The 23,403-nt window shown below is 71.1% G+C and carries 21 protein-coding genes; 10 read left to right on the plus strand and 11 right to left on the minus strand.

Features of this window, described 5'->3' with window-relative positions; translation table 11 throughout:
- Positions 1–37 precede the first annotated feature (37 nt).
- From OG928_RS28090 to OG928_RS28100, 3 genes are read right to left on the minus strand one after another with little or no spacing between them, the layout of a single operon-like run.
- Entirely contained in the window at positions 38–826 is a 789-nt protein-coding gene (locus OG928_RS28090) for an SDR family oxidoreductase (RefSeq protein WP_406288755.1), read from the minus strand.
- Positions 823–1,578, minus strand: a complete 756-nt coding sequence (locus OG928_RS28095; RefSeq protein ID WP_406288757.1) for an SDR family oxidoreductase — start codon at positions 1,576–1,578, stop codon at positions 823–825. The genes OG928_RS28090 and OG928_RS28095 overlap by 4 nt, the downstream gene beginning before the upstream one ends.
- Positions 1,575–2,801 carry an acyl-CoA dehydrogenase family protein gene (locus OG928_RS28100; protein ID WP_406288759.1) on the minus strand — a complete coding sequence of 409 codons (1,227 nt, stop codon included), beginning with the start codon at positions 2,799–2,801 and terminating at the stop codon, positions 1,575–1,577. Before OG928_RS28100 ends, OG928_RS28095 begins: the two co-directional genes overlap by 4 nt.
- Positions 2,802–2,940: 139 nt before the next feature.
- On the opposite strand from OG928_RS28100, the gene OG928_RS28105 reads away from it, so the two are divergent.
- A complete protein-coding gene (locus tag OG928_RS28105; RefSeq protein ID WP_406291271.1) occupies positions 2,941–3,576 on the plus strand; it encodes a TetR/AcrR family transcriptional regulator in 636 nt (211 codons plus the stop codon).
- A gap of 145 nt (positions 3,577–3,721) precedes the next feature.
- Complete coding sequence (locus tag OG928_RS28110) at positions 3,722–4,405, plus strand: GNAT family N-acetyltransferase (RefSeq protein WP_406288761.1); 684 nt, start codon at positions 3,722–3,724, stop codon at positions 4,403–4,405.
- Here OG928_RS28110 and OG928_RS28115 read toward each other — a convergent pair.
- Genes OG928_RS28115 through OG928_RS28125 form a run of 3 tightly spaced genes read right to left on the minus strand, consistent with a single transcriptional unit; the run spans position 4,389 to position 6,983 of the window.
- The gene (locus OG928_RS28115) at positions 4,389–5,405 is read right to left on the minus strand and encodes an NAD(P)/FAD-dependent oxidoreductase (protein ID WP_406288763.1); all 1,017 of its coding nucleotides are present in this window, start codon (positions 5,403–5,405) and stop codon (positions 4,389–4,391) included. The genes OG928_RS28110 and OG928_RS28115 overlap by 17 nt on opposite strands.
- Positions 5,402–5,920 carry an isoprenylcysteine carboxyl methyltransferase family protein gene (locus OG928_RS28120; RefSeq protein WP_406288765.1) on the minus strand — a complete coding sequence of 173 codons (519 nt, stop codon included), beginning with the start codon at positions 5,918–5,920 and terminating at the stop codon, positions 5,402–5,404. The genes OG928_RS28115 and OG928_RS28120 overlap by 4 nt, the downstream gene beginning before the upstream one ends.
- A 7-nt stretch (positions 5,921–5,927) precedes the next feature.
- Entirely contained in the window at positions 5,928–6,983 is a 1,056-nt protein-coding gene (locus tag OG928_RS28125) for a type III polyketide synthase (protein ID WP_406288768.1), read from the minus strand.
- A gap of 264 nt (positions 6,984–7,247) precedes the next feature.
- Between OG928_RS28125 and OG928_RS28130 the strand changes: the two genes are divergently transcribed.
- The 5 genes from OG928_RS28130 (at position 7,248) to OG928_RS28150 (ending at position 12,521) form a co-directional block, all read left to right on the plus strand.
- A complete protein-coding gene (locus OG928_RS28130) occupies positions 7,248–8,120 on the plus strand; it encodes a UbiA family prenyltransferase (RefSeq protein WP_406288770.1) in 873 nt (290 codons plus the stop codon).
- 260 nt (positions 8,121–8,380) lie between these two features.
- Positions 8,381–9,283 (plus strand): ABC transporter substrate-binding protein, encoded by a 903-nt coding sequence (locus OG928_RS28135; RefSeq protein WP_406288771.1) that lies wholly within the window; start codon positions 8,381–8,383, stop codon positions 9,281–9,283.
- Positions 9,284–9,374: 91 nt separating this feature from the next.
- Positions 9,375–10,286, plus strand: a complete 912-nt coding sequence (locus OG928_RS28140; RefSeq protein ID WP_406288773.1) for an amino acid ABC transporter permease — start codon at positions 9,375–9,377, stop codon at positions 10,284–10,286.
- On the plus strand, positions 10,286–11,092 hold the full coding sequence (locus OG928_RS28145) for an amino acid ABC transporter ATP-binding protein (RefSeq protein WP_406288775.1): 807 nt from the start codon (positions 10,286–10,288) through the stop codon (positions 11,090–11,092). Before OG928_RS28140 ends, OG928_RS28145 begins: the two co-directional genes overlap by 1 nt.
- 145 nt (positions 11,093–11,237) lie before the next feature.
- Positions 11,238–12,521, plus strand: a complete 1,284-nt coding sequence (locus OG928_RS28150; protein ID WP_406288777.1) for a class I SAM-dependent methyltransferase — start codon at positions 11,238–11,240, stop codon at positions 12,519–12,521.
- A 63-nt stretch (positions 12,522–12,584) separates the two neighbouring features.
- Here the strand turns inward: OG928_RS28150 and OG928_RS28155 are convergent, their stop codons facing one another.
- Entirely contained in the window at positions 12,585–14,015 is a 1,431-nt protein-coding gene (locus OG928_RS28155) for a PLP-dependent aminotransferase family protein (RefSeq protein WP_406288779.1), read from the minus strand.
- A 122-nt stretch (positions 14,016–14,137) separates the two neighbouring features.
- Between OG928_RS28155 and OG928_RS28160 the strand changes: the two genes are divergently transcribed.
- Positions 14,138–14,635: a carboxymuconolactone decarboxylase family protein gene (locus OG928_RS28160; RefSeq protein WP_406291272.1), complete on the plus strand. Its 498-nt coding sequence runs from the start codon at positions 14,138–14,140 to the stop codon at positions 14,633–14,635.
- Positions 14,635–16,173 (plus strand): MFS transporter, encoded by a 1,539-nt coding sequence (locus tag OG928_RS28165; protein ID WP_406288781.1) that lies wholly within the window; start codon positions 14,635–14,637, stop codon positions 16,171–16,173. The genes OG928_RS28160 and OG928_RS28165 overlap by 1 nt, the downstream gene beginning before the upstream one ends.
- Before the next feature lie 127 nt (positions 16,174–16,300).
- Here OG928_RS28165 and OG928_RS28170 read toward each other — a convergent pair whose 3' ends face one another.
- On the minus strand, positions 16,301–17,140 hold the full coding sequence (locus tag OG928_RS28170; protein WP_406288784.1) for an SAM-dependent methyltransferase: 840 nt from the start codon (positions 17,138–17,140) through the stop codon (positions 16,301–16,303).
- A 315-nt stretch (positions 17,141–17,455) separates the two neighbouring features.
- On the opposite strand from OG928_RS28170, the gene aspS reads away from it, so the two are divergent.
- On the plus strand, positions 17,456–18,763 hold the full coding sequence (aspS, locus tag OG928_RS28175; RefSeq protein WP_406288787.1) for an aspartate--tRNA(Asn) ligase: 1,308 nt from the start codon (positions 17,456–17,458) through the stop codon (positions 18,761–18,763).
- A 69-nt stretch (positions 18,764–18,832) separates the two neighbouring features.
- Here aspS and OG928_RS28180 read toward each other — a convergent pair whose 3' ends face one another.
- The 3 genes from OG928_RS28180 to OG928_RS28190 form a co-directional block, all read right to left on the minus strand.
- Complete coding sequence (locus tag OG928_RS28180; RefSeq protein WP_406288789.1) at positions 18,833–20,350, minus strand: RNA polymerase sigma factor; 1,518 nt, start codon at positions 20,348–20,350, stop codon at positions 18,833–18,835.
- A 908-nt stretch (positions 20,351–21,258) separates the two neighbouring features.
- Positions 21,259–21,417 carry a hypothetical protein gene (locus tag OG928_RS28185; protein WP_406288792.1) on the minus strand — a complete coding sequence of 53 codons (159 nt, stop codon included), beginning with the start codon at positions 21,415–21,417 and terminating at the stop codon, positions 21,259–21,261.
- 9 nt (positions 21,418–21,426) lie between these two features.
- Positions 21,427–22,962, minus strand: coding sequence for an acyl-CoA carboxylase subunit beta (locus tag OG928_RS28190; RefSeq protein ID WP_406288795.1), 1,536 nt, complete (start codon positions 22,960–22,962; stop codon positions 21,427–21,429).
- Positions 22,963–23,403 lie beyond the last annotated feature (441 nt).

Consider the following 23,403-nt stretch of genomic DNA (forward strand, 5'->3'; position numbering starts at 1 on the left):
CCGAAGTGGTGCGAAAACGTGCCGCGGTGACGGTCGGTCAGCTCTCCGGCACCGCTTCCAAGCGGGCCTGAAGCTTACGCATGCCGGTCAGCCAGCGGTCCGGGTCGGCGGCTCGCCCCGCGTACATCCGGGCCACCTCCGGGTGCGGGAGGACCAGGAACGGCGAGCCGGCCGCGACCGCGGCGACCACCACCTCGGCCACCTCCTCCGGCTCGATCGCGCCGTCGTCCAGGACCAGCCGGGCGGCCGCGCCAGTGGCGCCGAGCAGCGCGGTCCGCACGCCGAGCGGGCAGACCGCCTGGACCGTGACGCCCTTCGCGCCGTACGTGACGGCCATCCACTCCGCGAACGCGTACGCCGCGTGCTTGGTGACCGAGTACGCCGCCGCGTCCAGCATCGTGAGCAGGCCGGCCGCCGAGACCGTGGTGACCAGGTGGCCGCGACCGCGCTCGACCCACGCGGGGGTCAGCAGGCGCGCGGCCCGTACGTGCGCCATCACGTTGACGTCCCACGAGCGCTCCCAGGACTCCTCCGAGGCGTCCAGGCCCGCGCCCTCGCCGATGCCGGCGTTGGCGCAGTAGATGTCGATCTCGCCGCCGAGCGCCTCGCGGGCCCCCGCGATCAGCGCCGCGACACCCTCCTCGGACGCCGCGTCGCCGGGCAGCGCGATCCCGCCGAGCTCGGCCGCGACCTTGCGACACGCCTCCGCGTTCAGGTCGTTGACCACCACGCGCGCGCCGTCGGCGGCGAACCGCCGGGCCAGGGCCGCGCCGATGCCGCCGCCCGCGCCGGTGATCACCACACCGGCGCCCAGCGAGGCGGTCATCCCACGCCGCCCGACAGGCTCACGCCGCCGTCGATCAGCAGCGTCTGCCCGGTGATCCACCCCGCCTGCTCGGACAACAGGAACGCCACCGCGCCGGCCACGTCCTCGGGCACGCCGAGCCGGCCCATCGGATAGGCCGCCGCGACCTCGGCCTCGCGGCCCTCGTACAGCGCGGTCGCGAACGTCGTCTTGACCACGGCCGGCGCGACCGCGTTGACCCGTACCCGCGGGCCCAGTTCGCTCGCGAGTTGCGCGGTCAGGTGGGTCAGCGCGGCCTTGCTCACGCCGTAGAAACCGATCCCCTGCGCGGGGCGGGCGCCGGCGAGCGAGGACACGTTGACGATCGCGCCACCGTGCTCGCCCATCCACGCCTTGTGCACGCGCTGGGTCCAGGCGAGCGCCGCGAGCAGGTTGACCTCCAGGATCTTGCGCCCGGCGTCCAGGTCGAGTTCGAGCAGCGGGCCGTACACCGGGTTGATCCCGGCGTTGTTGACCAGCATGTCGACCCGGCCGAACGCCTCCAGGGTCGCGGTGACCGCGGCGTCCTGGTGGACCGGGTCGTGCGCCTTGCCCGCGACGCCGATCGCGTGCTCGGGGCCGCCGAGCGAGGCGACCACCTCGGCCAGGGTGTCCGCGCCGCGCGCGGTCACGCAGACCCGGTCGCCGCGCGCGACGAGCGCCTGCGCGATGCCCAGGCCGATACCGCGGCTCGCGCCGGTGACGATGGCTACGGGACGGGACGAGTCGCTCACTTGGCGGCCGCCTCTCGGTAGGACTTGAGCTCGCGGTGCGCGAGCGAACGACGATGTACCTCGTCCGGACCGTCGGCGAGCCGCAGCGTGCGCGCCTGCGTCCACAGCGACGCGAGGACGAAGTCCTGGGACAGGCCGCCCGCGCCGTGCGCCTGGATGGCCTTGTCGAGGATCCACTCCACGGTGAGCGGGGTGGCGATCTTGATCGACTGGATTTCGCGGTGCGCGCCGCGGTTGCCGACGGTGTCCATCAGCCACGCGGTCTTGAGCACGAGCAGCCGCAACTGCTCGATCCGCACCCGCGACTCGGCGATCCACTCCTGGATCACGCCCCGGTCGGCGAGCGGGCCGCCGAACGCCTCGCGGGCCACGACCCGACGGCACATCAGTTCCAGGCCGCGCTCGGCCATCCCGATCAGCCGCATGCAGTGGTGGATCCGGCCGGGCCCGAGCCGGGCCTGCGCGATCGCGAAGCCGTCGCCGACGTTGCCGACCAGGTTCGTGGCGGGCACGCGCACGTTGTCGAAGACGACCTCGGCGTGCCCGCCGTGCGGTCCGTCGGTGTAGCCGAACACGTTCATGCCGCGTCGGATGTCCACCCCCGGGGTGTCACGCGGCACGAGCACCATGCTCTGCCGGCGGTGCCGCTCGGCCTCCGGGTCGGTCTTGCCCATCACGACCAGGATCTCGCAGTTCGGCGCCATCGCCCCGGACGACCACCACTTGCGGCCGTTGATCACGTATTCGTCGCCGTCGCGGACGATGCGCGTGGTGATGTTCGTGGCGTCGGAGGAGGCGACGTCGGGCTCGGTCATGCAGAACGCCGAGCGGATCGTGCCTTCGAGCAGCGGCTTGAGCCAGCGGTCCTGCTGCTCGGGCGTGCCGAAGTCGTGCAGCAGCTCCATGTTGCCGGTGTCGGGCGCGGCGCAGTTGAGCGCCTCGGGGCCCAGGTGCGGGCTGCGGCCGGCGATCTCGGCGAGCGGCGCGTACTGGAGGTTGGTCAGGCCCGCGCCCTCGGCGCCGGGCAGGAACAGATTCCACAGGCCGCGCTTGCGGGCCTCGGTCTTGAGCTCCTCGACCACCGGCGGCCGGCCCCACGGGTCGGCGGCCGGGTCGGCCACCTGCTCGGTGAACACGGCCTCGGCGGGGTACACGTGCTCGGCCATGAACGCGAGCAACCGCTCGCGCAGTTCCTCGGTCCGTGCGTCGTAGCTGAAGTCCACCGGGCGCCTTCCTCTCCGTCTGCGCAGACGTTTTCGCGGCCGTAGGGTGCGCGAAACGTGACGTGCGCGATTCACGGTACCGACCGGTCGGTATCTTGGCTAGGGTAGCGTCGAACGCTCCCGCGAAAGGTTGAACAACATGGCGGCACGAACCCGCGGCAACGCGGCGCCCGAAGTGTCACTGTCGGACGTCGACGAGACGCCCCTGCCGCAGCGGCTCCTGCGGATCGCGTCCCGGATGTTCGCCGAGCGCGGCTTCGAGAGCACCTCGGTCCAGGAGATCGTGGGCGCTGCGGGGGTCACCAAGGGCGCGATGTACCACTACTACGCGTCCAAGGACGACCTGCTCGTCGAGATCTACCACCGCATGCTCGCGATGCAGACCGAGCGGCTGAACACGATCGCGGACGGGCCCGAGCCGGTGCTCGATCGGCTGCGGGAGGCCGCGGCCGACGTGGTGGTGACGACGCTGGGCAACATCGACGACGCGGTGGTGTACTTCCGCTCGATGCATTTGCTCGCGCCGGACAAGCGGGGGGAGATCCGGGCCGAGCGGCGGCGGTATCACGAGCGGTTTCGGGCCATGATCGAACAGGGGCAGCGGGAAGGGTTGCTGCGGAGTGATGTGTCGGCGGACATCGCTACGCACAACTTCTTTGGTGGGGTGCATCACCTCAACAGCTGGTATCAGCTTGATGGGCCGATGTCGCCGCGTGAGGTTGGCGAGGTGTTTGCGGATTTGCTGCTGCATGGGCTGGCGCCGGGAGCCGAGTGAAGTGTCCTCAAGCGCCGGACGGGCTGGGGTTGGTTGGCCTGGTGCCGTTGTCCTCAAACGCCGGACGGGCTGAGGTGGGCCGGACGGGCTGGGTTGGGGGAAAAATTGGTCGCGTGTGGGGGGTGGGGTTTCGGAGGATTGGGGGATGTTGACTGATTATTGGCCGTTGTTCGGGCTGCGGGTGACCACGCCTCGGCTCGAGTTGCGGGTGGCGGGGCAGGATGAGCTTTTTGCGTTGGTCGAGCTTGCGGGGCGGGGGGTGCATGATCCCGACTACATGCCGTTCACTACGCCCTGGACGCGGGCCCCGCAGCCGGCCATGGCTCGGAACGCGCTGAAGTACTTCTGGTCGCTCTGGGCGAACTGGTCCCCGGAGGAATGGCAGCTGATGTTCGCCGTCGTGCACGACGGCGAGGTCGTCGGCGTCCAGGAGTGTGGGGCCAAGGACTTCGCGCACCGGTACGAGATCGGGTCCGGGTCCTGGCTCGGTCTGGCCCACCAGGGCAAGGGGTTCGGTACCGAGATGCGCGCGGCGATGCTGGAGCTGGCCTTCGCCGGCCTCGGTGCCCGGTGGGCGGTCTCCAGCGCACTGCTGGACAACGCGCCCTCGCTCGCGGTGTCCCGACGGCTCGGCTACGTGGACGACGGTGTGCAGATCCTCGCCTACGAAGACGGCACCCCCAGGCCGCTGCAACGTTTGCGGCTGACCCGCGAGGCGTGGCTCGAACACCGTACGATCCCGGCCGAGATCCACGGCCTGGACGCGTGCCGGGACATGTTCGGCCTCGCCGACGAGCCGTCGCGGGACGCGGTCACGACAACGCGTTGACGATCGTGCCGAACACCCCCGGCAGCCGGTGCGCCGCCGGGACGATCAGCCGGGCGGTTCCCGGGTGGCCGCGCGCGATCAGCAGGGCCTCGGTCAGTACGCGGTGCCGGCGGGACAATCGGCGCCAGGCCGCCTCGTAGCGTTCGGGGCGGCCGGCGACGCGCGCCTCGACCAGGGCCCGGGCCGAGGCCAGGGCCAGCGCGATGCCCTCGCCGGTCAGGGCGTCGGTGTACCCGGCGGCGTCGCCCACGAGCAGCACCCGGCCCGCGACGCGCGTACGCACCCGTTGGCGCAGCGGCCCCGCGCCGCGGACCGGGCCGGCGGGCGCGTCGACGAGCCGCGCGCGCAGGGCCGGGAACGCGGCCAGGTGCTCGTCGTACGGCCGCCCGCGCGGGCCCAGGACCGCCACGCCGACCAGGTCCGGCCCCACCGGCGTCACGTACGCCTCGCCGCGCGGCGACCAGTGCACCTCGACGAAGTCGGTCCACGGCGCGATCGCGTAGTGCCGGCGCAGCCCGTACCGCCGCTCGCGCCGATCGGTCCGGGCCGCCGGCCCCAACGCCGCCCGGACCGGCGAGTGCAGCCCGTCCGCCGCGACCAGCCACCGTGCCCGCAACCCCGCCGCCGACACCGCGTCCGCGTCCTGCCGGACCTCCGCGACCCGCCCGACGACCTGCTCCACCCCGAGCCCGAGCGCACGCTCGTACAGCGCGCCGTGCAGCGTGGTCCGGCGCACGCCGAGCCCCGGCCCGGCCCGAAACCGCGCGTCGACCGCGTGCCGCGCGTCCACGTACCGGATCCCGGCCAACGGATGCCCCGCGGGCGCGATCCCCAGTCCGCCCAGCGCCGCAACGCCCGCCGGCATCAACCCCTCCCCGCACGCCTTGTCCACCGGCGCCGACCGCGGCTCGACCACCACCACCCGCAGCCCCGCGAGCGCGCCGTGGATCGCGGTCGCCAACCCGGCCGGCCCGCCGCCCGCCACGAGCAGATCGATCACGCGGTCGCCGCCGACAGCGCGGCCGACTCGCAGCGGATCCGGACCACCATCAGCGCCGCGTTGAGCCCGGTGAACGCGAGCGCGGTGACCCACGCGCCGTGTACAAGGGGGAGCGCGAGCCCCTCCACCGCGACCGCGACGTAGTTGGGGTGCCGAAGCCAGTCCAGCCGATACGGCCCGCGCCGCACCAGCGGCAGCCCCGGCACGACCACCACCTGCGTGTTCCAGCGCGGCCCGAGCGCGGTGATGCACCACCAGCGCAGCCCCTGCGCCGCGACCACCAGGGCGACCATCGTCCACCCGAACCACGGCACGAACGGTGGATCGCCCAGTGCCACTTCGAACACGCACGCGGCCAACAGCCCGACGTGCAGGACGACCATCGGCAGGTAGTGCCCCTGCCCGCTCACCACGCCACCCCGCTCCAGGCTCCAGGCGAGGTTGCGCCGCGAGACCACCAACTCCGCGACCCGTTCGAGCGCGACCAGGCCCACCAGCGCGAAATACCAGTACATCCCCGACCTACCACTCCAACAGGACGAGCTCGGAGCAGAACCCCGGTCCCATCGCGATCATCAGGCCCGGCGAGCCGGGTTCGGGCCGAGCGGCCATCGTGTCGCGCAGCACGTGCAGGACCGACGTCGACGACAGGTTTCCGGTCGCGGCGAGCGAACGCCACGTCAGGTCGAGTGCGCCGGGCCGGAGTTCGAGCGTCTCGGCGACCGCTTCGAGCACCCTGGGGCCACCCGGGTGGCATACCCACGCGGTGATGTCGTCCAGGGTGAGGTCGTGTTCCGCCAGGAAACCGCGGACGTCCTCGCGCAGGTACTCGCGCACCACGTCCGGCACGTTCGCGCCGAGCACGATCCGGAAGCCGGACCCGCGCACGTCCCAGCCCATCACCCGCTCCGAGTCCGGGTACAGCCGGCTGCGACTGGACACCACGCGCGGCCCGTGCCCCGGCCCGGTCCGCGCGTCGCCGCACGCGACGACCGCCGCCGCGCCGTCGCCGAACAGCGCGCCCGCGACGATGTTCGCGGTCGACGCGTCGTCGCGCTGGAGGGTGAGCGAGCACAACTCGACCGACACGAGCACCGCGACGTGCTCCGGCCAGCCGCGCAGGTAGTCGTGCACACGCGCGATCCCGGCCGCGCCGGCGACACAGCCCAGGCCGAACAGCGGTACCCGCTTGACGTCGGCGCGCAGCCCGAGCCGGCCGACCAGGCGCGCGTCGATCGAGGGCACCGCGAGCCCGGTCACCGTGGTGAACACGATCAGGTCCACGTCGCGCGTGCTCAGCCCGGCCGCCCCGAGCGCGGCCTCGACCGCTTCGGCCGCGAGGTCGACCGCGACCGCGACGAAGACGTCGTTGGCCGCGCCGAAGTCGTCGAGCTTGGGGTAGTGGTCCAGGGGCAGCGCGAGGTGGCGGGTTTCCACCCCGGCGCTCGCGTGCATGCGATCGAGCAGGGCCCGACCGGTGCCCTCCGGCAGGCACATGGTCGCGAGCGCTTCGGTGATCTCGGCTTGGCGGTACCGGTGCGGCGGCAGTGCGCCACGGACGGCGGCGATGCGAGTCATGGCGAATCCCCGGCTGGATGGGCAGAACGGACGCGAACGGGAACACGGAACGGGAACACGGCACAGGAGCACGGCACAGGAGCACGGACGGAGCACGGACGGAGCAGGAGTGCGGACGGAGCAGGAGTACGGAACGGGACACTGCGGAACCAGGCAGCAGAACCACGAAACAGGACCAAGCGGCAACACGGGACCCACCTCGTTTGCCCGCGTCCGCCCCCCGCATGCGTGGCACCGCCCCGACCACCCCGAGAGGACGCACCGGTGAACGGTCCCGATCGCGCGCCGACCGTCGGTCTGCTGCTCGCGTGCCACCCCGGTCCGACCGTGGCCGTCACCGCCTTGGTGACCGCGCTGGCGGCCGCGGCCGGGCGGGACGCGAAGGGGTGCGCGTTGGTGGGCGCGGCGGTGCTGAGCGGGCAGCTGTCGGTGGGGTGGTGCAACGACGCGGTGGACGCGGCGCGTGACCGGGCCGGCGGGCGGACCGGCAAGCCCGTGGTCGCGGGCCTGGTGGGGGCCGAGCGGGTCGCGCGGGCGGCGCGGTACGCGCTGGTGGCGTGTGTCCCGCTGTCGTACGCCCACGGGCCCGCGGCCGGCACCGTGCACGTGGTGGGGGTGGGCGCCGCGTGGGCCTACGACCTGGGGGTCAAGGGCACGCTCGCGTCGTGGGTGCCCTACGCGGTGGGCTTCGGCAGCCTGCCGGCGTTCGTGGCGTTCGGGCTGCCAGGGCGTCCGTCACCCACGTGGTGGATCGTCGCCGCCGCCGCGCTGCTGGGCTGCGGCGCGCACCTGGCCGACGCGCTGCCGGACCTGGCCGACGACCTGGCCGCCGGTGTGCGGGGGCTGCCGCACCGGCTCGGGCCGACCGGGATCCGCACGCTGACCCCGCTGCCCCTGGTCGGTGCGACCGCGCTGCTGGCGTACGGCCGCCCCGACCGTGCGGGCCGGCTCGCGCTCGGCGCCGCCGGCCTGGTCGGCGCGGCCGGTGCGCTGCTCGGCGGGCGGCGGCCCCGGGTCCCGTTCGCGGCGGCCGTCGCGGTCGCCGCGATCGACGTCGCGCTGCTGCTGAGGCGCGGAACGGGCATCGCGCGACAAAGATCACGTCAGACCCCGAGATCGTCACGCCAATGCGCGTAGATCGAGTGGACCAGAACCGATTGGGTATGCCCCGGAATGTCGCCCAATCGGATGAAATAAAGGGATCACCGCTTGACATCTTGTCAAATTGGATCTTCGTATTTAACAATCTGTCCCATTGTTCAGGTCAGAGCATCAGGAAATCATTCATGCCCAAAGCTCGATCCCGGATTCGTCCAAAGTGTGTCCAGAACGGGCACCGTGGGCGATCTCGTGCCGTGCCGGCAACACTGTCCCCTCATACCTGGAGGAACCCGCACATGAGCGGACGCCTTACCCACCGCCGTCTGATCGCCATCACCGCGGCCATCGTCTCGGGGGCCATGCTGATGACCGCCTGCGGTGACGACAAGGACAGCGCGCTGGGCAAGAAGGACGAGAACGCCCCGTTCTTCAAGATGCTGCCGCCCGACGTCCAGAAGTCCGGCAAGATCGAGATCGGCTCCGAGATCGCGTACGCGCCCATCGAGTTCATGGAGAAGGGCAAGGCCGTCGGTGTCGACCCCGACCTCGCCGCCGCCCTCAGCAAGCAGCTCGGCGTCAAGTACGACTACAAGAACTCGCCGTTCGACGCCCTGATCACGGGCGTCACGTCCAACCGCTTCGACATCGTCATGTCCGCCATGACGGACAAGAAGGAGCGCCAGAACCAGGGCCTCTCGTTCGTCGACTACTTCAAGGCCGGGACCTCGATCCTGGTCAAGAAGGGCAACCCGGAGAACATCAAGTCCCTCGACGACCTGTGCGGCAAGACGGTCGCCCTCCAGGAGGCGACGGTCAACGAGGACGTCGCCGTCGCGCAGTCGGCCAAGTGCAAGGAAAACGGCAAGGGCGAGATCACCATCCAGAAGTACGCCAACGACGGCGAGGCGCTGCTCAAGATCAAGGGCGGAGGGGCCGTCGCCGACCTCAACGACTTCCCGGTCGCGGCCTACAACGCGCAGACGTCGGGCGGCGGCAACGACTTCGAGGTCACCGGCGACCAGATCAACGCCGGCCTCTACGGCATCGGCGTGGGCAAGGACAACACCCAGCTCCAGCAGGCCCTGAAGTCGGCGCTCGAGGCCCTGATCAAGAACGGCGAGTACGGCAAGATCATGGACAAGTGGAAGGTCCAGGCCGGCGCGGTCACGGAGGTCACGATCAACGGCGCCACCTCCTGATCCCGCGGTCCGGTCCCGCCACGGCGGGACCGGACCGGCAAGCCCCCCTGTCCCGCCCCTGGTTCGTGTTCCAAGAGGAGGTCACCCACCAGTGACCACGCCCCCCGAAGCCGGCGCCGACAAACAGTCGGTCAAGCGGCAACCCATCAAAGCGATCCCCGTGCCGCACTACGGCCGTTGGGCCGCGGCCGTCGTAGTCCTGATCGGACTCGGGTTCCTGGTCAAAGCGTTCATGGACGCGAAGATCCAATGGAGCATGACGGGCGACTACCTGTTCGACGAACAGATCGTCAAGGGCGCCGGCAACACGCTGCTGATCAGCTTGGTGGCCATGCTGCTGGGCCTGGTGCTCGGCGTCGTGCTCGCGGTCATGCGACTGTCCGGCAACCCGGTCACCTCGACCGTCGCGTCGCTCTACATCTGGTTCTTCCGGGGTACGCCGGTCCTGGTCCAGCTGCTCATCTGGGGCAACCTCGCGCTGGTCTTCCCGACCCTGTTCGGTCAGAACACCAACGACCTGATCACGCCGTTCATGGCGGCGCTGCTCGGCCTGGGCCTCAACGAGGCCGCGTACATGGCCGAGATCGTCCGGTCCGGCATCCAGTCCGTCGACGATGGCCAGACCGAGGCCGCGCACGCGCTCGGCATGTCCAAGGGCCGTACGCTCCGCCGGATCGTGCTGCCGCAGGCGATGCGCGTGATCGTGCCGCCGACCGGCAACGAGTTCATCAACATGCTCAAGACGTCCTCGCTCGCCAGCCTGGTGGTCTACCCCGAGCTGCTGCAGAAGGCCAAGGACGTCTACACGAACAACCTCGCGGTCATGGAACTGCTGTTCGCGGCCTGTTTCTGGTACCTGCTGCTGACCACCGTCTTCAGCATCGGCCAGTACTACCTGGAACGGCGCTTCGCCCGCGGGTCCAGCCGTGCGCTGCCGCCCACGCCGCTACAGCGGATCAAGACCAACCTGACTGCCGTACGGCGCCCGAAGGGCCAGGTCTGATGACGACCAATTTCGCCAAGTCCAGCGGTCGGGACGCCGCGCCCACTCGCCCCATGGTCAAGGCCGAGGACGTCTGCAAGTCGTTCGGCCTGGTCGAGGTGCTCAAGGGCATCGACATGGAGATCGCCGTCGGCGAGGTCGCGTGTGTGGTCGGCCCCTCCGGGTCCGGCAAGTCCACCTTCCTGCGCTGCATCAACCACCTGGAGAAGGTCAACGCCGGGCGGCTGTGGGTGGACGGGGAACTCGTCGGCTACCGCGAGGCCAAAGGCAAGCTGTACGAGCTCAAGGACAGCGAGGTCGCGCTCAAGCGACGCGACATCGGCATGGTGTTCCAGCGCTTCAACCTGTTCCCGCACATGACCGCCGCGGGCAACATCATGGAGGCCCCGACCCAGGTCAAGGGGCAGAGCAAGGCCGCCGCGCGCGACCGTGCGCAGCAACTCCTGGAGCGGGTCGGCCTGGGCGACAAGGCGAACTCCTACCCCGCCCAGCTCTCCGGCGGCCAGCAGCAGCGTGTGGCGATCGCCCGCGCGCTCGCGATGGACCCCAAGCTGATGCTGTTCGACGAGCCGACCTCGGCGCTCGACCCCGAACTGGTCGGCGAGGTCCTCGACGTCATGCGCGGCCTCGCCGAAGAGGGCATGACGATGATCGTGGTCACCCACGAGATGGGCTTCGCCCGCGAGGTGGGCGACTCGCTGGTGTTCATGGACGACGGACTCGTCGTCGAGGCCGGCGTGCCGCGCGAGGTGCTCACCAACCCGCAGCACGAACGCACCAAGGCGTTCCTGTCCAAGGTGCTGTAGGCACGGTTGCCCAGAGGTGGCCCGGCCGGAGCAATTCGACTGCTCCGGACGGGCCATCTTCGGTCGTGCCGCGGGCGTGACGGGGTAGGAAAGTGGTGCAATCCGGATCGGTAGTCCGGAGTTCCACACCGCGGAGGAATCCGTCATGGCGCATACCGCCGTTCGCCTGGCCGCGCTGTCCCAGCAGGTCCTGGGCCGCCCGCTGCCGATCCGCGTCCGGGCCTGGGACGGCAGCGAGGCCGGCCCGCCGGACGGCCCGGCACTGGTCATCCGCAACCGGCGCGCGCTGCGCCGACTGCTGTGGAAGCCGGGCGAACTCGGCTTCGCCCGCGGCTGGGTGTCCGGCGACCTCGACATCGACGGCGACCTCTACGAGGCGCTGGAACGCCTGTCCGGCGTCGCCCTGCACCGCGAGCAGAACCCGCTCCCGGCGTCCCCCCGTGCCGCGCTCGACGCGCTGCGCCCGATCCGCGAAGTGCTCGCGCTCACCGGACCGCCCGTGCCGCCGCCGCCTCCCGTCGAGGAGGTCCGGCGTCGCCGCGGCGTCATGCACAGCCTGCGCCGCGACCGCGAGGCGATCCGCCACCACTACGACGTCGGCAACGACTTCTACGGGCTCATCCTCGGCCCGTCGATGGTCTACTCGTGCGCCTACTGGGATCGCCCCGACGCGACGCTGGAGGAGGCCCAGCGGGCCAAGCTCGACCTGATCTGCCGCAAGCTCGCGCTCGGCCCCGGAATGCGCCTCCTGGACGTGGGCTGCGGGTGGGGCTCGATGGCGCTGCACGCGGCCGAGCAGTACGGCGCGCAGGTCGTCGGCATCACGATCTCGAACGAACAGGCGGACCTGGCCCGCAAACGCGTCTCCGACGCGGGACTCTCCGGCCGGATCGAGATCAGGATCCAGGACTACCGCGAACTCGCCGACGGCCCTTACGACGCGATCTCCTCGATCGGCATGGCCGAACACGTGGGCCGCGTCCAGTTCCGCGCGTACGCCGACACCCTGTACGGACTCCTGCGCCCCGGCGGCCGGTTGCTCAACCACCAGATCGCCCGCCGCCCCGCGCCGGACGAAGCGCACTACCACGTCGACGAGTTCATCGACCGCTACGTCTTCCCCGACGGCGAACTCACGCCGGTGGGCACGACCGTGTCGCTCCTGGAGGAGGCCGGCTTCGAGGTCCGCGACGTGCACGCGCTGCGCGAGCACTACGCGTCCACCCTGCGGGCGTGGGTGGCCAACCTGGAGGCGAACCGGGAGCGGGCGATCCAACTCGGCACCCCCGGCCGCGTCCGAGTCTGGCGGCTGTACATGGCCGCCTCGGCCCTGGCCTTCGAGCAGAACCGCATCGGGGTCAACCAGGTACTGGCCCTGCGCACACCGGAATCGGGCCTGTCGGGGATGCCGCCGACGCGGGTGGTGTGAGCGCCTCCTGAGGCTCCTGGGCGTCCTGAGTCTCCCGGGCGTCCCGGGCATCCCGCCTGCCGCCTACTCGCCCGGCGCCGGCGGCAGGGAGCGGCACAGGGCCTCCAGGGCGGCCCCGTAGGCGTGGTCGGGCGGGGTCGCGTAGCCCACGACCAAGCCGTCCGGGGCGGGGCCGCCGGCGTCCGGGTGGCGGAAGGCGGACAGGCCGTCCAGGGCCAGGCCCTGCCAGGTCGCGGCCTTGACGGTGGAGGGCTCGGTGCCCTCGGGGAGCCGTAGGACCGCGTGCAGGCCCGCCGCGATGCCCGTCGCGCTCACGTGCGGGGCGTGTTCGGCCAGGGCGGCGACGAGCTGATCGCGGCGGCCCCGATAGCGCTGGCGCATCCGGCGGATGTGCCGGTCGTAGTGGCCGCCCTCGATGAAGTCGGCCAGCGTGAGCTGGTCGGTGACCCCCGCCCACGCCTCGCGCAGACCCTTCGCGGCCAGCACGTCGTCGACGAGGTGATCGGGCAGCACCATCCAGCCCAGCCGGATCGCGGGCGACAGGCTCTTGCTGACCGAGCCGATATACACGACGCGGTCCGGGTCCATCCCCTGTACCGCCCCGACCGGGCGCCGGTCGTAGCGGAACTCGCCGTCGTAGTCGTCCTCCAGCACGATCCCGCCGCCGGCCCGGGCCCAGTCGAGCGCGGCCACCCGCCGCTCGGGCAGCAGCGGGCCGCCGGTGGGGAACTGGTGGGCGGGAGTCAGTACGGCCACCCGCGCGTTCGGCAGCCCGGCCAACGCGTCCGTGTCGGCGCCGTGTTCGTCGATGGCGAGTGGCAGCGTACGCACCGAGGCGGCCGCGAAGATCGAGCGGTGGAACGCGAGGCCGTACGCCTCCACGGCGACCGGCCCGCGCAGGACCCCGCCGAACAGCAGCCGCAGTCCGTGCGCGAAGCCCGAGCAGACCACGATCCGGTCGGGATGGGTACGCACTCCGCGAGCGCGGGCGAGGTAGTCGGCCAGCGCGGCGCGCAGTTCCGGGCGGCCCTGCGGATCGCCCGGCCCGAAGGCCTCGTTCGGCGCGGCGTTCAGCGCCCGGCGCGTCGACGCCACCCACGGCGCGCGTGGGAAGGACGCGGCGTCCGGCTGGCCCTGGCGCAGGTTGTAGGTCGGACCGGCCGAGCGGGTGGGCGTCTTCGGGCGGGCCCGGCGGCGCGCGGCGGCGAGCGGCTCGGCCCGCCGCGCGACCCGCGTCCCGGAGCCCTGACGGGCCGTCAGCCAGCCCTCCGCGACCAGTTCCGTGTACGCGTCGGCGACCGTGTTGCGAGCGATGCCCAGGTCGGCCGCGAGCGAGCGGTAGGGCGGCAGCGGGGTGTCCGGCGCGAGCCTGCCGGTCCGGATCGCCTCGCGGATCGCACGGATCAGGACGGCCCGGCGACTGCCCGTACCGGACAGTTCGAGGTGCAGATCGCGACCGATCCACTGCGCGGAATTGACCTGTGTTTCCGACATGAAAGTGAACCCTATACCGGGTCGCTTACGGACCTAGATTCATGGTCATGAGCAACGCGAGCAGCACTTTGAACAGCACGTTGAGCAGGACCGAGAACAGGACCGAGAACAGGACCGGAGGTATGGCCGAGGACGGCGGCCGCCCCGGCCCGGGGACGGGGACGGCCCCCCGCGTGAACTTCGCGCAGGCCGCGCCCAAGGCGTTCAAGGCCCTGATCGGCTTCGACGCCGCCGCCCGCGAGGGTCTGGACCCGGCGCTCGTCGAACTCGTCCAGATCCGCGCGTCGCAGCTCAACGGCTGCGCGTACTGCCTGCACATGCACTGGTCGGACGCGCACACGGCGGGGGAGAGCGCCGAACGCCTGGCCATGATCGCCGTGTGGCGCGACGCCCCGCACTTCTTCACCGAACGCGAGCGGGGCGCGCTGGCGCTGACCGAGGCGCTGACCCTGGTGTCCGTCGGCGGTGTCCCGGACCACGTCTACGAGCACGCGGCCGCGCGGTTCGACGAGGCCGAACTGGCCCGCCTGATGGCCCTGATCCTCACCATCAACACCTGGAACCGGATCGCGATCGGCACCGCCAAGGTCGCCGGCACGGACGAGCGGGGGAAGCACTGATGTCCGACCCGACCACCACGACGACCACGACCACGACCACGGGCACGGGCACGGGCACGGGCACGGGCACGAGCACGGGCACGGGCACGAGCACGAGTACGAGCGCGACCGGGGCCGGGTCCCGCCGGGCCGGCCTGATCCTGGCCCTGCTGGCCTTCGCGCAACTGATCATTTCCGTCGACTACAACATCGTCTACGTCGCCCTCCCCGAGATCGGCAGCGGCCTCGGCTTCACCGCGCAGAGTCTGCAATGGGTGATCAGCGCCTACGCCGTCGCGTTCGGCGGACTGCTGCTCCTCGGTGGCCGGGCCTGCGATCTGTACGGGCCGCGCCGGATGTTCGTCCTCGGGCTCGCCCTGTACGCCGGATCCTCGCTCGCCGGCGGCCTCGCCGACGACCCCGGGCTGCTGATCGCGGCCCGCGCGGTGCAGGGGGTGGGCGGGGCCTTCCTGTTCCCCGCGACGCTGACCCTGGTCGGCACCCTGTTCGCCGAGGGCAGGGAGCGCAATCGGGCCTTCGCGGTGTGGGGCGCGGCGGGTGGCAGCGGGATGATCGTGGGCTCGCTGCTCGGCGGTGTATTGACCCAATTCCTGGGTTGGCAGGCGGTCTTCTACGTCAACGTCCCGCTCGCCGGCATCGCGGCGCTGACCGCGCTCCGGCTGATCCCCGCGGACGTCGCCCGGCGCGGTGACCGCAGGTTCGACGTCGCCGGCGCGCTCACCTCGACGCTCGGCACCATCGCGATCGTGTTCGCGTTCGTCCAGGCCCCGGAATCGGGCTGGGCCTCCGCACCGATCCTCGCGAGTGTCGGCATCGGCGTGCTCCTGATCGCCGCGTTCCTGACCATCGAACGCCGCAGCCGCGACCCGCTCATGCCGCTGCGCCTGCTGCGTGCCCGCAACCTGAACACCGGCATGGCCGTCACGTTCCTGTACATGGCGACGATCGGCACGCTCGCCTACTTCCTCACCGTCTACTTCCAGGACGTCCAGGGCTACAACGCCCTGGAGACCGGCCTCGCCTACCTCGTCCCGATGCTGGCGATCACCGCCGGCTCGCTGCTCGGCGGCCGGGCGGCGACCCGCTTCGGGATCCGCGTGGCGATGATCGGGAGCCTGCTGGTGGGCGCGGTGGGCACGGTCGTGGTGGGCCTGTCCATGTCGGCCGACGGCTCGTACCTCGCGATGGTCCCGGGCTTCCTGATCCTGGGCCTGGGCCAGGGCGCGGGATACACGCTGATGTTCGGCGCCGCGGCGATCGGGGTCGACGGCCACGAGCAGGGCATCGCGTCCGGGATGGCCTCGACCGCACAGCAGATCGGCGGCGCGGTGGGCCTGGCGATCCTGGTCGCGGTGGCCAACGCCGACTCGTCGTCGGTGGCCGGCCTGCGCACCGCGGTGCTGATCGCCGGCGCGGGGATCGGCGCGACCGCACTGGTCGCGCTGCGGTTCGCCCGGAGCACGGCGGCGGACGAACCGATCGCCGTCGGGGCGGCGACGACGGAGTCGATGCCGGCGACGCTGCCGGCGGCGGTGTGACGGGGCCGCGCGAGCAGCCCGTTTCGGCCCGAAGGTGGTTCGCGACTCGCGGACCGCCTTCGGGCCTTCGGCGACCGGCCGACCGACCTGGCGTCCCGGCTACGCCCTATGCCCTATGCCCTACGCCCTACGGCTTCCGGGCGATCGCGCCGAGGACCAGGCGTTGGGACACCGACAGCGTCGCCTCGTCGATGGGCTGCTCCGGACGCCACAGGTCCAGGTACACCAGGCCCGGCTCGACCGTCTCCAGGCCGTCGAGGTAGGCGGCGATCTCGGCGCGCTCGCGGAAGCGGCCGCTCTTGTGCGATCCCTGCATGACCCGTTCGAGCTGCTCCGACTCGGGTCCGATGTGCAGGAAGTGGGTCAGGAACAGCCAACTCCCGGACGGCAGCGCCTCCAGGTAGGTGCGCAGCAGCCCGCCCGGATCCTCGTCGTCGTTGATGTGGTGGATCACCCCGAGCAGCATCAGCGCGACCGGCCGGTCGAAGTCGATCAGCCGCAGCACGTCCGGGTTCTTCAGGATCGACGCGGGTTCGCGCAGGTCGGCCGTGATCACCGTGGTCCGGTCGTTCTCGGCGAGCAGGGCTCGGCCGTGCGCGAGCACGATCGGGTCGTTGTCGACGTAGACGACGTGCGTCTCCGGGGCGAGCGCCTGGGCGACCTGGTGCGTGTTCTGCGCGGTGGGCAGCCCCGAGCCGATGTCGACGAACTGCCGGATGCCCTGCTCGACCAGGAACCGGACCCCGCGATGCAGGATCGCCCGGTGCGAACCGGCGTCGTGTTCGAGGTCGGGCGCCACGGCGATCAACTTCCGGGCCACCTCGCGGTCGGCGGCGTAGTTGTCCTTGCCGCCGATCAGGTAGTCGTAGATGCGCGCGACGCTCGGCACGTTCACGTCGATGCCCGGCGGTGGTCGCTCACCCGCCGGCTCGGTCGACGCGGCTCGGATCTCGTCGTTCTCGGACATCGTGTCAACACCTCGGGGTCGCCGGTGGGGCCGTGCGGTCACCAGCGATGGTAACCGCCAGTGATCGACTACCGTCACCAATTCCCGTGTGCCGCAAGGGAGTTGATGGCGGCAATGGTCATGACATGTCAGCTGTTGTGGCGTCCTGCCGGACATGCCTAGGACCTACCTCGGTCATCCGCCGGATCGAGCGCGGATTTATCCGGAGGACACCCGCCCGGCGAGCCGGCTACGCTGACGAACCCCGCGGGCGGCCGTCTACCGCTCGCCGTACCCGGCGCGACCAACGCGCCCGCAACCAAGGGAGTTGCCGCGATGACGCGCACCCTGATCCGGGACCTGTCCGACCGGCTCGACGGCACGGTCACCGTGTACGGCTGGATCGACACCCTTCGGCTCCAACGCCGCATGCAGTTCGTCGTGGTCCGCGACCACACCGGTCACGTACAGGTCACCCATCCGCGCGGCGGCGCCGGCGATGTGATCGAGGCCGCGTTCGAGCACGTGACGGTCGAATCGGCCGTGCGGATCACCGGCAAGGTGATCGCCAACGACGTCGTCAAGCTCGGCGGCCTGGAGCTCGTCCCCGAGCGGGTCGAGATCGTCTCGCGCGCCGAGCCCGGTCTGCCGATCGACGCGCACACCGGCCCCGACGGCCGCCTCGACTGGCGCTTCCTCGACCTGCGCCGCCCGGAGCGGCGGCTGTTCCTCGACGTACAGACCACGGTCGAACACGCGATGCGCCGGGTCACCGCGGCCGAGGGCTTCACCGAGCTGCACACGCCCAAGCTGATGGGAACGGCGTCCGAATCCGGCGCCGAGGTGTTCACCGTCGACTACTTCGGCCGCCCGGCCTACCTGGCCCAATCCCCGCAGTTCTACAAGCAGATGGCGATCGCCGGCGGCATCGACAAGGTCTTCGAGATCGGCCCGGTCTTCCGCGCCGAACCGTCGTACACGTCCCGGCACGCCACCGAGTTCACCGGCGTCGACGCCGAGATCGGCTGGATCGACGGGGTCGAGGACGTGATGGCCTTCGAGGAGCGCCTGCTGGGGACCGTCCTCGCCGACGTCCGGAGCGCACACGGCGCGACGATCCGGCGGCTCCTGGGTGTGGAGGTCGCGGTACCCACCACGCCGTTCCCGCGGATCACGATGGCCGACGCACTGGCCCGGCTGCGCGCGGGCGGTTGGGACCCGGCCGGTACCAAGGCCGACCTCGACCCCGAGGGCGAACGCGCGCTGTCCGCGCTGATCGCCGCGGAGACCGGGCACGAGTTCGTCTTCGTGACCCGCTTCCCGGCCGCGGTCCGGCCGTTCTACCACCTGCGCCCGGACGACGACCCCACGGTCACGGAGAGCTTCGACCTGCTGTGGAAGGGCGTCGAGATCACCACGGGCGCGCAGCGCGAGCACCGGTACGACCGCCTGCTCGCGCAGCTGCGGGAAAAGGGCATGGACGCGGCACCGCTCGCGTCGTACCTGGACTGCTTCCGCTACGGAACCCCGCCGCATGGCGGCCTCGGGCTCGGCCTGGGGCGGCTGCTGATGCTGCTGCTCGGCCTGCCGTCGATCCGGGAGGCGACCTTCCTCTTCCGCGGCCCCAACCGGCTGGAGCCGTAGGGGCGTGGCGCCGGGTACGGACGGAGAGCGCCGATGGCGTGGCGCGTCCGTCCGTACCCGGGATCCTGCCTAGTCCAGGTAGTCGCGCAGGACCTGGGAGCGGGACGGGTGGCGCAGCTTCGACATGGTCTTCGACTCGATCTGGCGGATGCGCTCACGGGTGACCCCGTACACCTTGCCGATCTCGTCGAGGGTCTTGGGCTGGCCGTCGGTGAGACCGAAGCGCATCGAGATCACGCCGGCCTCGCGCTCGGCAAGGGTGTCCAGGACCGAGTGCAGCTGCTCCTGGAGAAGCGTGAAGCTGACCGCGTCGGCCGGCCGGATCGCCTCGGTGTCCTCGATGAGGTCGCCGAACTCGCTGTCGCCCTCCTCGCCGAGGGGGGTGTGCAGGGAGATCGGCTCGCGGCCGTACTTCTGCACCTCGACGACCTTCTCGGGGGTCATGTCGAGTTCCTTGGCCAGCTCCTCCGGGGTGGGCTCGCGGCCCAGGTCCTGGAGCATCTGGCGCTGGACGCGGGCGAGCTTGTTGATCACCTCGACCATGTGGACCGGGATGCGGATGGTCCGCGCCTGGTCGGCCATGGCCCGGGTGATCGCCTGCCGGATCCACCACGTCGCGTACGTGGAGAACTTGAAGCCCTTGGTGTAGTCGAACTTCTCGACCGCACGAATGAGACCGACGTTGCCCTCCTGGATCAGGTCCAGGAAGAGCATGCCGCGGCCCGTGTAGCGCTTGGCGAGCGAGACCACGAGGCGGAGGTTGGCCTCCAGCAGGTGGTTCTTCGCGCGCTTGCCGTCCTCGGCGACGAGTTCGAGCTCACGGCGGAATTCCGGCGTGAGACCCGGCTCGGAGTCGAGCTTCTCGAGCGCGAACAGGCCGGCCTCGATCCGCTTGGCGATCGACACCTCCTGCTCGGCGTTGAGCAGCGAGACCTTGCCGATCAGTCGCAGGTAGTCCTTGACCGGGTCCGCGGTGGCACCCGGCGTGGTGACCTGCTGCTGCGGAGCGTCGTCCTCATCGGTCGTGAGCACGAATCCGCTCGGACCGACCTCGGGCGCCGCCACCTCGGCGGGCTCGTCGAACAGGTCCTCCTCGACCAATGCCTCGTCGCCGGCCTTGGCGGCCGTCGTCTCGGTGCTGGTCGTCTCGGTGGTGGTGGTGGTCTTCTTGGCCGCGGTCTTCTTCTTGGCTGCGGCCTTCTTCGGCTTCGAGGCAGATTCCACGACGGACTCTCCCGATTCCGTTGCCGCGGGCGTGACTTGCGCGGGCAAGGTCTCTGTGTTCTTGACACGGGTTGAGCGCGTGGATAGCGTCTTCTTGACAGATCGCCGGGTTGTCGCTACGTCCCTCCGCTGGGTCTCTTTGACCGGGTTGACGGTCAACGTCACACCGGCCTCATCGAGAACCTCGTTGAGGCTACGGAGGATGCTCTTCCACTGCGTCGCAGGGATGGCATCGGTTTCGAAGGCTCGGCGTATGTCCTCGCCGGTAATCGATCCTTCGGCACGGCCACGCTCGATGAGCGCCACCAGAGATTCCGATTCGGCGATTCTGTTGGGAAGCGTGCTGGACGAGCTCGGGGTCACAAATAACCTCTCGGTTCACGCGGGCATGCTGCGGCGCCGCAACTACACCGAATCGATGACGCATCCGCGGGACCGGATCCGTCGGCGCTGCCGGCGCCACTCAAGGCATCGCTCCGATCGGCAAAAGTGTTACGCCTCCGCGAGGGTGACCTGGGTCACGTCGGTCCGCGGGGGCTTCACACGGGTGGTTCCCCAGTGTGCGGGATGTCCTCGCGATGGTGCGCTGTCACGCCGGTGGGCCCGGGTTTCCGGGCCTGACGGGCCGACTGCGACCAAGGACCGACGATATCCGAGCGCTGCCGACGAGGGGTCGGATTTTTTCGCGATGGGTTCGGATCGGGGTCGGGCATCGGGTCGGTTGCGCGTTCCGGGGCCTGTCTAGAGAGTGCCCGCCCTCCGACGTGTTACGCACGGGGCGGGTGACCGGTGTGGCCCGAGGGTGCCGACGGGCCGCCGCCGGCGGTGGGTGGGCGGCCGGGCGGGGCGGGCGATCCGCGGGCCGGTGCTCGGCGGGCGGGTGATCGTAAAACGATCGGTGGCATTACCGGGCCGGCGCCGGGCGGTAATACGAGCGACATCGGACACGCCCGGGGAACGGCCGGATTCGGATTCCCTCATTTGCCGGATACCGGCCGCGTTTTCGGATCGTCGGCCGGCTGGTTTATGTGCCCGCGGGTTGTCTTCGACGAGATCGTTTCGAGGGTGGACTCGAAGTCGATTCGGAGTGAACCCGGGGTGAGTTCGGGGTGCGGCGCGGGTGTATTTCGTTAATCCATTCGGCGGGCGAAGAGCGGAGCGCCGAGATCGATTAGCCGGACCCGATCGAGAGGCCGCACGGATTCCCGGGGCCCGGGGTCCGGGGCGGATATTCGGCGGGCGAATCGAGGCGGGACCGGTCGGCCGGGTGGTCACGGGGAGTGTGGGCCGGGCGCGCTCGGGTCGAGGGGATCGACTGCGGGGTGGGCGACGGCCTCGCAGACGGGGCGGGCGAGCGCTTCGGGGCCTCGCCGGTCGAACAACGCTCCGTCGGCCCTGATCCCGCGCAGCAGGTCACCCAAACCATCCATGTGGCGAACCTAGGGCAGGTATCCCGCGTGCCGGTGCGGGCGGGCCGGGCCGGTCAGCCGGCCGCGGGCGCGGGTCAGGCCGCCGAGCAGCGCGTCGCGCAGTTCGGGCGGGGCGATCACGTCGTCGTACGAGAGCGCGTTCGCCGAGCGCCATGGGCCGCTCGCCTCGTTCGCGGTCAGTCGGCGCGTGGTGTCCTCGTCCTGCTTGGCGGTGGCCGCGCCGGCGGCGGCCGGGATGCCGCCGAGGGTGACACCGGGGAGGGCGTACGACACGGTCTGCGCGTCGAACGGGTTCATCGCCATCACGGAACTGCCGAAGCCGAACGCCTTGCGCAGGGTCACGTGCAACTTCGGTACGCGCAGCCGGTGCTGGGCCGCGAACAGGCGGGCGGCCGCGCGCAGGATGCCGGCCTGTTCGGACGCGGTGCCGGCCATGACGCCGGGGTTGTCGGCGAGGAAGACCACGGGCAGGTGGAAGGCGCCCGCGATCTGGACGAACCGGGCGGCCTTGTCGGCGGCGTCCGCGTCGATGGTGCCGGCGCGGACGGCGGGTTGATTCGCGAGTACCGCGACGGCGTGGCCGCCGAGACGGGCCAGCGCGGTGACGATCGACGCGCCGTGCGCGGGTTGTAGCTCCATGACCGTGTGGGCGTCGAAGACCTCGTCGAGTACGGCCCGAATGTCGTAGGGGCGGCGGGCGTCGGGCGGGATCAGGTCTAGGAGCGCGTCGGTGCGGCGTGGCGCGGTGTCCGGGTTTCCGGACTCGGGGCCCGCGTATGGCGGCGACTGCCAGGCGTGGGAGGGGAGGTAGGAGAGGTAGCGGCGGGCCAGGCGGAGCGCGGCCGCGTCGTCGGGGGCGGTGTTGTGGGCGACGCCGCTGAGTACGCAGTGCACCTGGCTGCCGCCGAGGGTGTGCTTGTCGACGCGCTCGCCGGTCGCGGCGGCGACCAGGGGTGGGCCCGCCGTGAAGAGCGCTCCGGTGCCTTCCACCATGATCACGAAATCGGACAGCGGGGCGGTGAGGGCGCCGTGTCCGGCGGATGGGCCGTGCACGATCGCGACGGTGGGGACCAGGCCGGCGAGGTCGGCGAGGGCCTGGAGGTCGTTCGGTGAAGCGGTGTGTGCCGAGAGGGCGTTGGTGGCTCGGTGGCCCGCGCCTTCGAGCATGGTGACGAGTGGTGCGCGTTCCTGGCGGGCGAGGCGGGCGAGCCGGGATCGCTTGGCGGCGGCGCCGGGGCCGATGGAGCCGCCCTGGACGGTGAAGTCCTCGGCGCCGACGAATACGGGGCGGGCGTCGATCAGGCCGGAGCCGGCGACGAACGCGTCGGCGGGGGTGTCCGGGCCTCCGGCGAGGGTGCCCAGTTCGGTGAAGGAGCCGGGGTCGAGGAGGGCGGCGACTCGGTTGCGCGCGTGCAGTCGGCCCTTTGGGCCGGATTGGTGGTGGGCGAGTTTCTTGGGGCCGCCCATGGCTTGGGAGGTGGATCGGCGTTGGTGCAGGTCGTCGAGGAATGGTTGCCATGCGGTGCGGTTGTCGTTGGGGGGCATGGGGGTCCTTGGGGCTTGGGGGTGCGCCATGCGTACCGTGCGCGGCGCGCAAGATCCATAGCGGGAGCCGGGTTGTCCTCAAGCGCCGGACGGGCTGGGTGTCCTCAAGCGCCGGACGGGCTGGGTTGGCCTGATGCGGTTGTCCTCAAGCGCCGGACGGGCTGGGTTGGCCTGATGCGGTTGTCCTCAAGCGCCGGACGGGCTGGGTTGGCCTGATGCGGTTGTCCTCAAGCGCCGGACGGGCTGGGTTGGCCTGATGCGGTTGTCCTCAAGCGCCGGACGGGCTGGGTTGGCCTGGTGCCGTTGTCCTCAAGCGCCGGACGGGCTGAGGGGTTGCGGCTGGGGGTTTGGACTTGGGTGGCTGGTGGGTTGGGGGGCGAGTGTGGGTGGGGTTTTTGGGGTGAATGTGGGTGGATCGGGCGTGGGGGTGGTGGTGGTATT

Source organism: Embleya sp. NBC_00896, from assembly GCF_045207785.1.
Classification (GTDB): Bacteria; Actinomycetota; Actinomycetes; order Streptomycetales; family Streptomycetaceae; genus Embleya.

Coding starts and splice junctions, on each gene's coding strand:
- OG928_RS28090 (WP_406288755.1), bottom strand. CDS start 826: ATGACCGCCTCGCTGGGCGCCGGTGTGGTGATCACCGGCGCGGGCGGC.
- OG928_RS28105 (WP_406291271.1), top strand. CDS start 2,941: ATGGCGGCACGAACCCGCGGCAACGCGGCGCCCGAAGTGTCACTGTCG.
- OG928_RS28110 (WP_406288761.1), top strand. CDS start 3,722: ATGTTGACTGATTATTGGCCGTTGTTCGGGCTGCGGGTGACCACGCCT.
- OG928_RS28120 (WP_406288765.1), bottom strand. CDS start 5,920: ATGTACTGGTATTTCGCGCTGGTGGGCCTGGTCGCGCTCGAACGGGTC.
- OG928_RS28125 (WP_406288768.1), bottom strand. CDS start 6,983: ATGACTCGCATCGCCGCCGTCCGTGGCGCACTGCCGCCGCACCGGTAC.
- OG928_RS28135 (WP_406288771.1), top strand. CDS start 8,381: ATGAGCGGACGCCTTACCCACCGCCGTCTGATCGCCATCACCGCGGCC.
- OG928_RS28145 (WP_406288775.1), top strand. CDS start 10,286: ATGACGACCAATTTCGCCAAGTCCAGCGGTCGGGACGCCGCGCCCACT.
- OG928_RS28150 (WP_406288777.1), top strand. CDS start 11,238: ATGGCGCATACCGCCGTTCGCCTGGCCGCGCTGTCCCAGCAGGTCCTG.
- OG928_RS28155 (WP_406288779.1), bottom strand. CDS start 14,015: ATGTCGGAAACACAGGTCAATTCCGCGCAGTGGATCGGTCGCGATCTG.
- OG928_RS28160 (WP_406291272.1), top strand. CDS start 14,138: ATGGCCGAGGACGGCGGCCGCCCCGGCCCGGGGACGGGGACGGCCCCC.
- OG928_RS28165 (WP_406288781.1), top strand. CDS start 14,635: ATGTCCGACCCGACCACCACGACGACCACGACCACGACCACGGGCACG.
- OG928_RS28170 (WP_406288784.1), bottom strand. CDS start 17,140: ATGTCCGAGAACGACGAGATCCGAGCCGCGTCGACCGAGCCGGCGGGT.
- aspS (WP_406288787.1), top strand. CDS start 17,456: ATGACGCGCACCCTGATCCGGGACCTGTCCGACCGGCTCGACGGCACG.
- OG928_RS28185 (WP_406288792.1), bottom strand. CDS start 21,417: ATGGATGGTTTGGGTGACCTGCTGCGCGGGATCAGGGCCGACGGAGCG.
- OG928_RS28190 (WP_406288795.1), bottom strand. CDS start 22,962: ATGCCCCCCAACGACAACCGCACCGCATGGCAACCATTCCTCGACGAC.